10 protein-coding genes, 1 pseudogene and 2 riboswitches are annotated in these 14341 nt (G+C 62.5%); all 11 genes and pseudogenes read left to right on the top strand.

Features of this window, described 5'->3' with window-relative positions:
- Window positions 1-25 precede the first annotated feature (25 nt).
- Window positions 26-1075, top strand: a complete 1050-nt coding sequence (gene denD, locus ACHMXK_RS08450; protein WP_397439399.1) for a D-erythronate dehydrogenase — start codon at window positions 26-28, stop codon at window positions 1073-1075.
- 297 nt (window positions 1076-1372) lie between these two features.
- Window positions 1373-2344, top strand: a complete 972-nt coding sequence (locus ACHMXK_RS08445) for a TRAP transporter substrate-binding protein (protein WP_397439397.1) — start codon at window positions 1373-1375, stop codon at window positions 2342-2344.
- A gap of 79 nt (window positions 2345-2423) precedes the next feature.
- Window positions 2424-2918 (top strand): TRAP transporter small permease, encoded by a 495-nt coding sequence (locus ACHMXK_RS08440; RefSeq protein ID WP_397439395.1) that lies wholly within the window; start codon window positions 2424-2426, stop codon window positions 2916-2918.
- A gap of 64 nt (window positions 2919-2982) precedes the next feature.
- Window positions 2983-4260: a TRAP transporter large permease gene (locus ACHMXK_RS08435; protein WP_397439393.1), complete on the top strand. Its 1278-nt coding sequence runs from the start codon at window positions 2983-2985 to the stop codon at window positions 4258-4260.
- Window positions 4261-4385: 125 nt separating this feature from the next.
- Window positions 4386-4487, top strand: a riboswitch (glycine riboswitch).
- Window positions 4488-4507: 20 nt separating this feature from the next.
- Window positions 4508-4609: riboswitch (glycine riboswitch) on the top strand.
- 15 nt (window positions 4610-4624) lie between these two features.
- Window positions 4625-5785: a glycine cleavage system aminomethyltransferase GcvT gene (gcvT, locus tag ACHMXK_RS08430; RefSeq protein ID WP_397439391.1), complete on the top strand. Its 1161-nt coding sequence runs from the start codon at window positions 4625-4627 to the stop codon at window positions 5783-5785.
- Window positions 5786-5825: 40 nt separating this feature from the next.
- Window positions 5826-6194, top strand: a complete 369-nt coding sequence (gene gcvH / locus ACHMXK_RS08425) for a glycine cleavage system protein GcvH (RefSeq protein ID WP_397439389.1) — start codon at window positions 5826-5828, stop codon at window positions 6192-6194.
- Window positions 6195-6327: 133 nt separating this feature from the next.
- Window positions 6328-9225, top strand: coding sequence for an aminomethyl-transferring glycine dehydrogenase (gcvP, locus tag ACHMXK_RS08420; RefSeq protein ID WP_397439387.1), 2898 nt, complete (start codon window positions 6328-6330; stop codon window positions 9223-9225).
- A gap of 18 nt (window positions 9226-9243) precedes the next feature.
- Window positions 9244-9999, top strand: a complete 756-nt coding sequence (locus tag ACHMXK_RS08415; RefSeq protein WP_397439385.1) for a sulfite exporter TauE/SafE family protein — start codon at window positions 9244-9246, stop codon at window positions 9997-9999.
- 338 nt (window positions 10000-10337) lie between these two features.
- Window positions 10338-11063 carry a DUF3348 domain-containing protein gene (locus tag ACHMXK_RS08410; protein ID WP_397439383.1) on the top strand — a complete coding sequence of 242 codons (726 nt, stop codon included), beginning with the start codon at window positions 10338-10340 and terminating at the stop codon, window positions 11061-11063.
- The gene (locus tag ACHMXK_RS08405) at window positions 11060-13678 is read left to right on the top strand and encodes a DUF802 domain-containing protein (RefSeq protein WP_397439381.1); all 2619 of its coding nucleotides are present in this window, start codon (window positions 11060-11062) and stop codon (window positions 13676-13678) included. The genes ACHMXK_RS08410 and ACHMXK_RS08405 overlap by 4 nt, the downstream gene beginning before the upstream one ends.
- A pseudogene (locus ACHMXK_RS08400) lies at window positions 13675-14326 on the top strand (OmpA family protein). Before ACHMXK_RS08405 ends, ACHMXK_RS08400 begins: the two are co-directional and overlap by 4 nt.
- The last annotated feature ends 15 nt before the right edge of the window (window positions 14327-14341 follow it).

Below are 14341 nucleotides of genomic sequence, written 5' to 3'. Positions count from 1 at the left end.
CCTACATCGTGAAAGTTTAAAAAGCATGAACATTGTCATCACCGGCGGCGCCGGATTTCTGGGCCTTCGCCTGGCCCGCACACTGCTCCAGCAAAATACACTCGCGCTTGCCGGCAGCACAGCCCAGGCCATACGCCGCCTCACCCTGGTTGATCGCGTGGCACCGCCGGCCGACCTGCTGGCCGACAGCCGGGTACAGGTCCTCGAAGGGGATTTGAATGCCCTGCTGGCGTCGTCGCCCGTCATCACCGAAGGCACGGACCTGGTTTTCCATCTGGCCGCAGCGGTCAGCGGTGAATGCGAAGCCGACTTCGACCTGGGCATGCGCAGCAACATCGACGCCACACGCGCGCTGCTGGAAGCCTGCCGCCAGCTGAAACATGCGCCTACCGTGGTGTTTGCCAGTTCACTGGCGGTGTTCGGCAACTCGCCCGAGCAGCCGCTGCCCGCGGTGATCACCGACACCACGCTGCCGACGCCGCAAAACAGCTACGGCATCCAGAAATTTATCGGCGAGCAACTGGTGGCCGACTATGCACGCAAAGGGTTTGTACGCGGGCGCAATGTGCGACTGATGACCGTCAGCGTGCGACCCGGCAAACCCAACGGCGCAGCCTCCAGCTTTTTGAGCGGCATGATCCGCGAGCCGTTGGCCGGTATCCGCGCGGCATGTCCGGTGCCGCCGGAAACACCGGTGGCCTTGTCGTCGCCCAGCCGCACCATTCGTGGCCTGATCCGCGCGGCCGAAGCCAGTGATGCCGACTGGGGCGCACGCACGGCCATCAACCTGCCGGCTCTCAAAACCACCGCGGGCGAGATGGCCGCGGCGCTGGAACGCGTGGCAGGCTCCGCCGTCGCTGCCCTGATCGACTGGACGCCCGACGCGGCGATTGCCAACATCGTCACCAGTTGGCCAGCCCACATCGATGCCGCGCGCGCACGCCAACTGGGACTGCTGCCGGATGCCAATTTCGACGCCATCATTGCCGAGTACCTAGAGCCTGTTGACGATCTCCATGGGGCCGCGCAGGTGTCTTTTCGGGATGGGCTGCAAGGCGCGGTGCGCCGCCAATAGCTGGCTATTGGCAAGCGCCGCAACGCCGCAGAGCGCCCGAAAAGGCACCTGCCCTTCGGGTTGGGCGAAATCGGGCGATTTGCCCACCAAACCTTTTGCATGGGCATCAGCCCATGCTGCGAGGTCTTGGCGATCAACTCATCCCGATTGCGTCCCAACGCGACCCCATGGAGATCGTCAACAGGCTCTTTAGCGAAAACCCCGACACCAGCCGGCTAAAGCAACAGTAATAATGCAAAGTGCACTTACGGTCTGGTCCACGCTGCGGCCGGTTTTCCTTATCCTCCCGGAGACTCCATGAAACTCAGCAAGCTCATCATCGGCATGTCCATCGCCATCGGTTTTGTGGCCAGCGCCACAGCGCAGACCACAATGCGAATCAGTATCTCGACGGCACAGAACTCGCACCAGGGCGTGGCGATTGATACCTTTGCCAAGGAAGTGGAAAAACGCACCGGTGGTCGTTACAAGGTCCAGACCTTTTACAACGGCTCCCTGGGCGGCGAACGCGAGTCGATTGAGGCGGTGCAACTGGGCACCCAGGAGCTGGCTTTCAGCTCGACCGGCCCCATCCCCAACTTCGTGCCTGAAACCAAAATCCTCGACGTGCCTTTCCTGTTTCGCGACAAGGCCCATGCACGTGCCGTGCTGGACGGCCCCATCGGCCAGGACATGTTGACCAAGTTCGACGCCAAGGGTTTCAAGGCGCTGGCCTGGGCCGAAAACGGCTTCCGCCACATGACCAACAGCAAGCGCGACGTAAAAGAGCCAGCCGACCTCAAGGGCCTGAAGATGCGCACCATGGAAAACCCGGTGCATATTGCCGCCTACAAGGGTTTCGGCATCATCACCACGCCCATGGCTTTCCCCGAGGTCTTCACCGCCTTGCAACAGGGCACGGTGGATGGCCAGGAAAATCCTTTGTCAGTCATCATTTCGGCCAAGTTTGACCAGGTGCAAAAACACCTGTCGCTGACCGGCCACGTTTATTCGCCCTGCATTTTTGTGATGAACAAGGCCTCGTTTGACAAACTCAGCGCGGCCGACAAACAGGCTTTCCTGGAAGCCGCCAAAGAAGGCGCCAAGGTCAACCGCGCCCGCGTGGACGAGGACGATGCCAAAGGTGTGGCCGACCTGCGCGCCAAAGGCATGACCGTGATCGACACCCTGGACAAAGCCAAATTTGTCACCGCCCTGGCCCCGGTCAATGCCGATTTCGAAAAGCAGTTTGGCAAGGCCAACATCGACAAAATCCGCAGCGTCAAGTAAACGCTACGATTTTGATAGCTATCTGCGCCCGCAGTCATTGGACTGGCGGGCGTTTTTATTCTCAAGCTAGCGAGACATCATGAAGCAGGCTTTTTTAAGGTTCGAGCGCCGGAGCACCGGTCTGGCCATGGTCGGCGCGTGCGCCATGCTGGCGATCGCGTCGACGCTGGGCATGTTCCAGATCATCACGCGTTTTGTACTTGAGCAACCGGCCGAGTGGACCGAAATCCTGATCCGCCTGAGCCTGATCTGGATGGTGTTTCTCGGCATTCCCGCTGCCTTTAGGCAAGGCGCCATGGTCAGCGTGGATGTGTTGTACCGCTGGAGCCCGCCCAAAATCAAACGTGGGCTGGACTGGCTGGTCTGCCTGGCCGCGCTGACACTGATCGCCGTCATCATCTGGTGGGGCTGGGACTATTCCCTGCGCGGCCGTGTTCAGTCCATGGCCGGACTGGAATCCATCTCGATGTTCTGGGGTTATGTGGCCATGCCGGTGGGCGGCCTGTTCTGCGTCATCGGCATCATCGGCAACCTGATCGATCCCCAGCGCCAGGAACTGGAAACCGCCACATGAGCCACGCACCAACCAACGCAAATCGCCGCATGTCTGGCACCGTATTTTTCAAGGGAATCGCACAATGACCGCTGTCATGTTGACCACCATGATCGTGTGTTTCGCACTGACCATTTCCGTGGCCGTCTCCATCGGCCTGGCGGCCGTGTTTGGCATTCAGGCCAGCAACGCCAATATGCTGATCTCGGTGAAGGAAATGTTCTCCGCGATCAACAAGTTCCCGCTGGCCGCGATTCCGTTTTTTATCCTGGCCGGCAACCTGATGGAAACCGGTGGCATTTCGCGCCGGCTGGTGGAGTTTGCCAAAAGTATCGTCGGCGGCGTTCAGGGCGGCCTGCCCATGACCTGCGTGTTGACCTGCATGATTTTTGCGGCGGTTTCGGGCTCTTCGGTGGCCACCACCTTTGCCGTCGGCGCCATCCTGATCCCCGCGCTGATCAAACACGGCTACCCGACCAGTTACGCCGCAGCCTTGCAGGCGACCAGCGCCGAACTGGGTGTGATCATCCCGCCGTCCATCCCCATGATTCTGTACGGCGTCAGCGCGGAAGTCTCGATCGGCGAGTTGTTCATTGCCGGCGTCGGCCCGGGCATTTTTATCAGCATCGCCCTGATGGCCTTTGTCTACGTGTATTGCAAACTCAAGGGCTGGGGCAAAAACGACGGTGACGGCCGTCTGAGTTTTGGCAAGGCCACCTGGCAGGCAGGCTGGGCCTTGCTGATGCCAGTCATCATTCTGGGCGGCATTTATGGCGGCATCTTCACACCGACCGAGGCCGCGGCCGTGGCCGTGTTTTACGCACTGGTGGTCGGCGTGGTGATTTACCGCGAGATCAGCCTGCCGAACCTGGTGCAGGTCCTGCGCAAATCCGTGATCTCCAGCGCCGTGATCATGTTCATCATTGCCAATGCGGGGCTGTTTGCCTTCCTGATCACCCGCGCCGGTGTGCCCGATGCGATTGGCCGCTGGCTGCAAGAAGTGCTGCAGTCGCCCGCGCTGTTCCTGCTCGGGGTGAACGCCGCCTTGTTCATCATCGGCATGTTCATCGAAACCAGCGCCGCCATCATTGTGCTGGCGCCCATCCTGGCACCAGTGGCCATGCATTTCGGCATCGACCCGGTGCATTTCGGCATGGTCATGGTGGTCAACCTGGCACTGGGCATGATCACGCCGCCGTTCGGGGTGAACCTGTTTGCGGCCTGCACGGTAGCGCGGATTTCGCTGGATCGGATCGTCACTCACCTGATACCTTTTGTGCTTGTGATCCTCGGCTGCCTTATGGTGATTACCTACTTCCCGGCACTTTCCTTGACCCTGCGCGACCTCGTTTACGCCAAATAAACAGGGCCCCAGGTGCGCCCACCTCGTGGGGGTTCGCGGCCCGCCGAGGGAGCGCATTTTTCCTTGGGGCGCTCCCTCGAAAAATTGACTTCCATGCGCGGACGCCCCCCAGGGCTTGGGCTACACTTACCCGGTCAGGAGAGAGTTTTCACATGAAAACCGCCGAAGGCGCATGCACCCCCTTTCTGGTGTGCTGAACGCTCAGGCAAAAGGACTGGCAACCGTTGTTGGGCATGTGCTGCCGGCAACGTTCCCTACTGGAGAGAGGCTGCCTTCAAGGCAGCCCACCGAAGGAGCAAACCTGCATCGCCAGGTGAATCTCTCAGGTAAAGCGGACAGCAGGGGCAGCCCATGATTTTTTATCATGGATAACGCTTTGCCCCGGAGAACGCCTGTGTCCGCTACCGATTCCCCTCTGCTGAAAACACCGCTGCATGAGCTCCATGTAGAGCTTGGCGCACGCCTGGTGCCGTTTGCGGCTTACGCCATGCCGGTGCAATACCCGGCCGGCCTGATGGCCGAGCACCACCACACCCGCAAGGCCGCCAGCCTGTTTGATGTGTCGCACATGGGCCAGTTGCGCCTGGTCGGACCGGATGCGGCCGCCGCGCTGGAAACCTTGATGCCGGTCGATGTCATGGACCTGGCGGTCGGCAAGCAGCGTTACGGCCTGCTGCTCAATGACGAGGGCGGCATCATCGACGACCTGATGTTTTTCAACCGCGGAGATGATATTTTTGTCATCGTCAACGGCGCCTGCAAGGTCGGTGACATCGCGCATATCCAGGCCAAAATCGGCAGCCGCTGCGAGATCATCCCCCTGCCCGACCTGGCGCTGCTGGCACTGCAGGGCCCACAGGCCGTTACCGCACTGGCGCGCCTCGCCCCCGATGTTGAAAAACTCGTTTTCATGACCGGCGGTCATTTCAAGATCGCGGGTTGCGACTGTTTCCTCACACGCAGCGGCTACACAGGCGAAGACGGTTTTGAAATCTCGGTGCCGGCGGCACAGGCCGAGACACTGGCCAGAGCCCTGCTTGCCCAACCCGAAGTCAAACCCGCCGGTCTGGGCGCACGCAATTCATTGCGCCTGGAAGCCGGCTTGTGCCTGTACGGCAACGACCTGGACACCAGCACCACGCCGGTGGAAGCCGGCCTGAACTGGGCGATGCAGAAAGTGCGTCGCAGCGGCGGCGCACGCGCCGGTGGTTTTCCGGGTGCCGACAAAGTGCTGGCGCAACTGGCAGACCCCGCGGCCCTGACACGCAAACGCGTGGGCCTGATCGCGCTGGAACGTGTGCCGGTGCGCGAACACACCGAGTTGCAAAATACCGACGGCCAGCGTATCGGCGAAGTCAGCAGTGGCCTGCTGGGGCCGACAATCGCCCAGCCAATCGCCATGGCTTATGTGGCGCCCGCGTATGCCACGCTGGGCACCAAAGTCAACGCCATCGTGCGTGGCAAACCCGTCGCCATGGAAGTGACGGCCATGCCTTTTGTTCCCAACCGCTATTTCCGCGGCTGATATCAACCGACTCTAACGACCTCAATTAACGGAGAAAACCATGATCAAGTACACCGAAGACCACGAATGGCTCAGCGTGACCGGCGACATCGCCACCGTCGGCATCACCGTCCATGCGCAAGACGCATTGGGTGACGTGGTGTTTGTGGACCTGCCTGCCGTCGGCAGCACGTTTGCGCAAAAAGCCATTGCCGGCGTGGTGGAGTCGGTCAAGGCCGCCGCCGATGTTTATATGCCTGTCAGCGGCGACATCACCGAAGTCAATGAAGCCCTGCGCGACGACCCGTCGCTGGCCAACAGCGACCCGCTGGGCGCCGGCTGGTTCTTCAAGGTCAAGCTGTCGGATGCCAAGCAGCTGGACGCGCTGCTGGACGAAGCGGCTTACGCCGCGTTTGCCAAAGACGCATAAATAGCTGCCCCCACGCTTGTCGCTTCGCGGGCCTTCGGCGTTGCGCTGCCCCTTTCACCCGGAGAAGGGGCCAATTTTTTTAGGGCGGCCCGCCGAAAAATTGCCTCGTCCCCATTCAATGGAAAGAATCCCCATGTTGATGTCAACCGCCAAGCCGCTGGGCGAGCTTGAAAATCCTGCTGAATTTATCGCCCGCCACATCGGCATTGATGCGGCGGACGAGGTCCACATGCTCAAGGTGGTGGGCTCCGCCTCGCGCCGCGAGTTGATCGACGGGATTGTTCCGCGCTCCATCGCGCGCCAAAGTGCCATGGCGATTCCGGCGCCGGTGACCGAGGCAGCAGCGCTCAAGCAGCTCAAGGCGATTGCGGCCAAAAACCAGGTCTTCAAAAACTTCATTGGCCAGGGCTATTACGGCACCTACACACCGGGCGTGATTTTGCGCAACGTGCTGGAAAACCCCGCCTGGTACACCGCCTACACGCCTTACCAGGCCGAAATTTCGCAGGGCCGCATGGAGGCGCTGGTCAACTTCCAGACCATGGTCTGTGACCTGACCGGCATGCCGATTGCCAACGCGTCCATGCTCGACGAAGCCACCGCCGCCGCCGAAGCCATGACCCTGGCCCAACGCAGCGTCAAAAGCAAAAGCAATGTGTTCCTGGTGGCCGGCGACTGCCACCCGCAAACGATTGAAGTGATCCAGACCCGCGCCAAACCGCTGGGCATCGAGGTCAAGGTCAGCACCGCTTCCAGCACCCTGCCCATGATGATGGCCGAGGGCAATTATTTCGGCGTGCTGGCGCAGTACCCCGCCACCACCGGCAGCATCCATGACTTGCGGCCGCTGGCCGGCCACGCCCATGCCGATGGCGCCGCCCTGTGTGTCGCCGCCGACCTGCTGGCGCTGACCCTGCTCACGCCGCCTGGTGAGTGGGACGCCGACATCGTGTTAGGCACCACCCAGCGTTTTGGCATGCCCATGGGCAACGGCGGCCCCCATGCGGCTTACCTGGCCTGCCGCGACGAGTTCAAACGCTCACTGCCCGGCCGCCTGGTCGGCGTCAGTGTCGACAGCCACGGCAACCCAACCTACCGCCTGGCACTGCAAACCCGCGAGCAACACATTCGCCGCGAAAAAGCCACCTCCAACATCTGCACCGCCCAGGTGCTGCCCGCGGTGATGGCCAGCATGTATGCGGTGTATCACGGCCCGCAAGGCCTGAAACGCATCGCCGAACGTGTGGCGGCCTACACCGCGATTTTTGTGCAAGGCCTGAAGGAGCTGGGTTACGAGATCACCAATACCGGCGCCTTTGATTCGGTCACCATCAAGACCGGAGACGCTACTAATTTAATAGCTGATCGCGCCCGCCAGTCGGGGGCTAACCTGCGATTTCGCTTAAACAATCACCTGGGTGTGTCGCTGGACGAAACCACCAGTCGCAAAGACATCGAGCTGCTCTGGTCCTTTTTTGCCCAGCCCGGCCAGACCCTGCCGGTGGTGAGCAGCTTCGAAAAAGGCATCACCTCCCTGATCCCCGAAGCACTGCGCCGCAGCAGCACCTTTCTCACCCATCCGGTGTTCAACACGCACCACTCCGAAACCGGCATGTTGCGTTACATCCGCATGCTCAGCGACAAGGACCTGGCGCTGGACCGCAGCATGATCCCGTTGGGCTCTTGCACCATGAAGCTCAACGCCACCAGCGAGATGATTCCCATCACCTGGCCCGAGTTTGCCAACATCCATCCCTTTGCACCCGCCGAGCAGTTGCAGGGTTATGCCGAACTCGACAAACAACTGCGTGACTGGTTGTGCCAGGCCACGGGCTACGCCGGCATCAGCCTGCAGCCCAACGCCGGCTCGCAGGGTGAATACGCCGGCCTGCTGGTCATCAAGGCCTTCCATGAAGCACAGGGCCAGGGCCACCGCAACATCTGCCTGATCCCTTCGTCGGCTCACGGCACCAACCCGGCCAGCGCCCACATGGCCGGCATGACGGTGGTGGTCACGGCCTGCGATGCGCAAGGCAATGTGGACATGGCCGACCTGCAAGCCAAGTGTGAGCAACACAGCGCCAATCTGGCTTGCGTGATGATCACCTACCCCAGCACGCACGGCGTGTTTGAAACCCAGGTCAAAGAGTTGTGCCAGCTGGTGCATTCGCACGGCGGACGCGTTTACGTCGATGGCGCCAACATGAATGCCCTGGTCGGCGTGGCCGCACCCGGCGAGTTCGGCGGCGACGTGAGCCACCTTAATTTGCACAAGACTTTTTGTATCCCGCACGGCGGCGGCGGCCCCGGTGTCGGTCCCGTGTGTGTGGTGGCCGACCTCGTGCCTTATCTGCCCGGCCATGCCACGGCAGGTTTGCCGGTCAACGGTGTCGGGGCCATCTCCGCCGCACCGCTGGGCAATGCCGCGGTCTTGCCCATCAGCTGGATGTATTGCCGCATGATGGGCCCCGAAGGCCTGCAGCAGGCGACCGAAGTGGCCATCCTGAGCGCCAACTACATCAGCGCGCGCCTGAAAGACCATTACCCGACCTTGTACGCCAGCGCCAACGGCCATGTTGCGCACGAATGTATCCTGGACCTGCGCCCCCTCAAGGAAACCAGCGGCGTCACCGCCGAAGACGTGGCCAAACGCCTGATCGACTACGGTTTTCATGCCCCGACCTTGAGCTTCCCGGTCGCCGGCACCCTGATGGTGGAGCCCACCGAAAGCGAAACGCTGGACGAGCTGGAGCGTTTCATCACCGCGATGATCGCCATTCGCGAGGAAATCCGCCGCATCGAAAAAGGCGAGTGGCCACAGGACGACAACCCGCTGAAAGCCGCACCCCACACGGCCTTGAGCCTGCTCAAGGGCGAGTGGAAACATGCTTACAGCCGCGATGTGGGCGCGGCCATCCTCAGCACCACCCAGCATGCCAAATACTGGCCGCCTGTGGGCCGCGTGGACAACGTCTACGGCGACCGCAACCTGTTCTGCAGCTGCGTGCCCATCAGCGACTACGCGTCCTGAGCCGGCCCCGGCTGACGCATGGACTCGCAAACGCTGATCATCATCGCGGGCGCCATGGCCGCGGGGTTTGTGCAAGGCCTGTCGGGTTTTGCCTTCGGGCTGGTGTCCATGTCCTTCTGGGCCTGGACCCTGGACCCGCGCCTGGCCGCCGCCCTGGCGGTGTTTGGCTCGCTGACCGGGCAAATCATCGCCGCCGTCACCGTGCGGCGCGGTTTTGATCTGAAACGGCTCGCGCCTTTTGTACTCGGTGGCCTGCTCGGCTTGCCGCTGGGCCTGCTTTTGCTGCCGCGGCTGGACGTGCAAGTGTTCAAGGCCTTGCTGGGCGCGCTGCTGCTGGTCTGGTGTCCGGCCATGCTGCTGAGCGCGCAATTGCCGCGTATCACGCGTGGCGGGCGTGTGGCTGACGGACTGGTAGGCGCTGGCGGCGGCCTGATGGGTGCGCTGGGTGGTTTTACCGGCGTCTTGCCCACTTTGTGGTGCACACTGCGCGGCCTGGAGAAAGATGCGCAGCGCGCCATCATCCAGAACTTCAACCTGTCCATGCTGGCCGTCACCTTTGCCAGTTATGTCGCCACCGGCGTCATCAGCAGCGCCACCCTGCCCTATTTCGCCATCGTCGCACCGGCCATGCTGATACCCTCGCTGCTGGGTGCACGGCTGTATATCGGCATCAGCGAAGCGACCTTTCGCAAGGTGGTGCTGAGCCTGCTGACGGGTACCGGCGTGGCGCTGCTGGCGTCGTCGCTGCCGGGTTTGTTGCAGCGAATCGGCTAGCCCTGGCAATCGCTATCAAATCGATAGCAACCTGCATCCAGACCTCCAAGACCGGAAGCCGATTTCGTTTAAAATCAAGGGTTTAACGTAGGATGGGCGCTGTCTGCCAGTGGCAAACGGTCAAACGCGTGCTGCGGAATACCCGAAGACAGCCAGCGGTCATACGGTCGCCCTGACCGAGAGATGAATCATCTCCGGTTGCAGGGATGGGACGGCTCAAGTCCCGACAGACCTTATTTCAAAGTTCAAAAGCGTCTTTTGCCGGTGTCTGCCGTGGTGGACTCGACTAGGGACGCGTTGTCGATGACTTGGGCGACTCAGGTCGCGTCCAACAGCTCTTGCGCCCAGGTTTCAACGTCAAAGGAATGTATTTGCACAGGAATTTCAGCAGTTCAAGACTGGTTCGGCTGCTTGGTGATTTGGCCTCCGTGGAGGTTGAGGCGTCCAAGCAGGACGTTGCGGAACGACTGGGCGAGTGGCTGAACGTTTTCGATGCCATCACGCTCCATGCGGCGCACCAGGCGATTGATGCGGGTAACGACAAGAAGCCATCGGATGCACGGTTGGCCAAAGCCCCCGCCCTGGAAGAGGAATTTCATCGGGTGCGAACGACCCTGGCCAAAGCCATCACGGCAAGCGACGCCCCCCCTGGCGGCAACCAAACCAGGAACGCCCTGCCCCAGCCGGAGGCCGCCCTGGAAACGGACGCAGGTTATGCACCGCATCGCCAGCGTTATCTCGGCCAGCAGCGTCAGATGGTTTTGAGGATTGAGGCCTTGCGTGCCTATGTCCGGGATGCCATGACCCGGGTCTCGCCCGAGCTCGGGCAACTGGCCAGCTTCGATGCCGTGATGGACGAGCGGCTCGGCGCCCGGGAGCAAAAACTGCTCTCGACAGTGCCTGTGCTGCTGGAACGGCGTTTCAAGCATTTGCGGAATACCCAGCAGCAGGACGTCTTCGGCTTGGAGATGCAGGAGGTCTTGCTGGCGGAACTGGAAGTCCGGCTGCAGCCGGTGGTGGGATTGATAGAAGCATTCAGTAACGAGGTCAAGAAGCAGCCATGAACAGAGTTTTTTTTGCAGTCGCCTTCGCCATCGGTCTGATCACCGTGGCCTGGGTGGGCGTGGGGTTTGTCGGTACGAGCTGGATGGCCCTGGTCATGACGGCGGTGATTGCCGGTGTGTATTTGCTGGGCGCGTTTGAACTCAAGCAGTTTCGCGCTGCCACGGCCTCCCTGGCGAAGGCGCTGGCCGACATTGCGCAGCCGCGGCCTGATATCGGCGCATGGCTGGGCGGTGTCCACCCTTCCCTGCAAAACGCCGTGCGTTTGCGTATCGAAGGGGAACGGGTCGGCTTGCCGGGCCCGGCGCTGACACCTTACCTGGTGGGGCTATTGGTGATGCTGGGCATGCTGGGCACCTTCCTGGGCATGGTCGTGACCTTCAAGGGCGCCGTGTTTGCGCTGGAAGGTTCGACAGATCTGCACGCCATACGCTCGGCGCTGGCCGCCCCCATCAAAGGCCTGGGACTGGCCTTTGGCACCTCGGTGGCCGGGGTGGCCTCGTCGGCCATGCTGGGCCTGCTGTCGGCCATCAGCCGCCGTGAGCGGGTGGACGTTGCGCGGCAGTTGGACGCCCGTATCGCGACCGTCTTTCGGCCGCTGTCGCTCGCTCACCAGCGTCAGGAAACCTTCAAGGCGCTGCAGCTGCAGGCCAATGCCTTGCCTGAGGTGGTCGACAAGTTGCAGGCCATGATGGAAGGCATGGAACGCCGTAGCCAGCAGTTGAACGAGCAACTGCTGGGCAGCCAGGCCCAGTTCCACAGGGAAGTCAGCGTGGCCTACACCGGTCTGGCCGACAGCGTGGGGCAGACCCTGAAAGACAGCCTGACGGCCAGCGCCAGGGCAGCGGGCGAAAGCCTCAAGCCCGTGGTCGAGGCGGCGATGACGGAAATCGCGCAGGAATCAAAACGCCTACACGAACGTGTGAGCGACGCAGCGCAGACACAGCTGAACGGCCTCAGCAGCGCCTTCAGCGCCACCGCCCGCAGCGTGTCCGAGGGCTGGACAACGGCGCTGCAAACCCATGCCCGCACCAGCGAACACCAGGTCCAGGGCCTGGACCGGGCACTGGCCAGCTTCACGGACAGTTTCGAGCAACGCGCCAGTGCCTTGCTGACCACGGTCAACGAGGCCGCGACCCGCTCGCAATCGGACCAGGCCGCGGCGGACAGCCAGCGACTGGCGAGCTGGACCCAGGCGCTGGAAGCCATGGCGGCCACACTGCAGAGCGAATGGCAGAACGTCGGGGCACAGACCCTGGCCCAGCAGCAGGCCGTGTGCGAGACGCTGGAGAAAACCGCCGGCGAGATCAACGAGCGTGCCAGCCAGCATGCGAGCCAGACCCTGGGCGACATGACCAAGCTGCTGGCGCAGTCCGAAGAACTGACGCGGGCCCGTATCGACGCCGAAGCCCGCTGGATGCAACAGCACGGCGAGCGCATGGAGCAACTGGCCAGCTTGCTGCGCACGGAGCTGGGCGCGCTCCGAGACGACGAGGCCACGCGCGGCAACGCCGCGGTGGAGCGGCTGGGCGAACTGCAGGCGGCGCTGGCCGGTCATCTGCTCACCATCAACGAGGCCGCGGCCAGCTCGCAGGCTGAGCAGGCATCGACCGATCAGCAACGGCTGGCCGCCTGGTCGCAGCAGCTGGAGCACATGGCCGCCACGTTACACAGCGAATGGCAGCGCGCCGGCGTGCAGATGCTGGACCAGCAACAGGCCGTCTGCCTGGCACTGGAGAAGACCGCCGCCGACATCACGGAACGCACCAGCCACCAGGCCAGCCGGACCCTGGACGACATGACCCGCCTGCTGGACCGCTCCGAGGAGCTGGTTCGTTCGCGCATAGCGACCGAAGCCGATTGGACGCAGCAGCAGGGCGAGCGCATGGATCAACTGACCAGTGTCTGGCGCACGGAGCTGGGCGCGCTTCGCGACCAGGAGGCGATACGGGGCAATGCCGCTGTCGAGCGCCTGGGCGAGCTGCAGGCGGCATTGGCCACCCATCTGGCCACACTGGGCTCGGCGCTGGAAGCGCCCATGACCCGCCTCATGCAAACGGCCTCCGAGGTGCCGCAGGCCGCGGCCGAAGTGATTGCGCAGTTGCGGCAGGAAATGAGCCGTATCACCGAGCGTGACAACCTGGCACTGGAGGAACGCGTCGCCGTGATGGACAAGATCAATGCGCTGCTGCAGACCATCAACCAGTCCTCGGGCGAACAGCGCGTGGCCATCGAGTCGCTGGCTGCCTCTGCGGCGGCGGTGATGGACCAGGCCAGCCAGCAGTTTGCCGACACGCTGGGCGCGCAGGCCGGCAAGTCCGCCGAACTGGCGGCCCAGGTGGTCGGCAGCGCGGTCGAGCTGGCCAGCCTGGGTGAATCCTTCAACCACGGCGTGCAGCTTTTCAACACCAGCAACGAGAAGTTGATCGACAGCCTGCAGCGCATGGAAGGCAGCATGAGCCAGTCCATGGTGCGCAGTGACGAACAACTGGCCTACTACGTGGCGCAGGCGCGCGAGGTCATCGATCTCAGCATCAGCTCGCAGCAAGGCATTGTCGAAGACCTGCGACAGCTCCACAGCAAGCAGGCCGCATTGCCCGAGGGAGTCGCTGGATGAGCGAGCTTGACGACAACGGCGACGGCGTAGAACAGACCGCGCCGGTCTGGGCCGTTTTCGGCGACCTGATGTCGGGCTTGCTGGGCGCTTTTGTGCTGATCCTGGTCGGGGGTGCTGGTGGTCCAGATGGACCTGATGACCAATCTGGAGTCCGAGGTGCAAAAGCGCCGGGTCGAAGAGCAGCGCCGCATGGCCCTGGAAAAGGCCCTGGCCGTTCCGCTCGCCACGGGCCGGGTCACGCTGAACAACGGACGCATTGGCATCAGCGGCAGCGTGTTGTTTCCCCTGAACTCGGACCAGTTGCGGCCCGACGGCCGCTTGCTACTGAAAAGCCTGGTGCCCCCCCTGCAGGTCTACCTGGGTGAACGTGATGAAATGTTGATGGTCAGCGGTTTTACCGACGACAAACCCATCCAGGAAGGCAACCAGCGTTTTGCGGACAACCTGGAGCTGTCGGCCCAGCGCGCGCTGACGGTGACCCGCGCCCTGATCGAGGAAGGCATGCCCTCCTCACGAGCCTTTGCCGCGGCCTTTGGCGCAGAGCAGCCGGTGGCCTCCAACACCAATGACAAGGGCCGCGCGCTGAACCGGCGCGTGGAAATGGCGCCGGTGCCCAAGTCCGCCAATCTGAAACCCTCTACCCCATGAGTGAGTCGGGTCTCG

Source organism: Polaromonas sp. UC242_47 (assembly GCF_044452385.1).
GTDB lineage: Bacteria > Pseudomonadota > Gammaproteobacteria > Burkholderiales > Burkholderiaceae_C > Polaromonas.
Note: the sequence above shows the minus strand (reverse complement) of the source record. Positions and strands in the feature narration are given on the sequence as shown.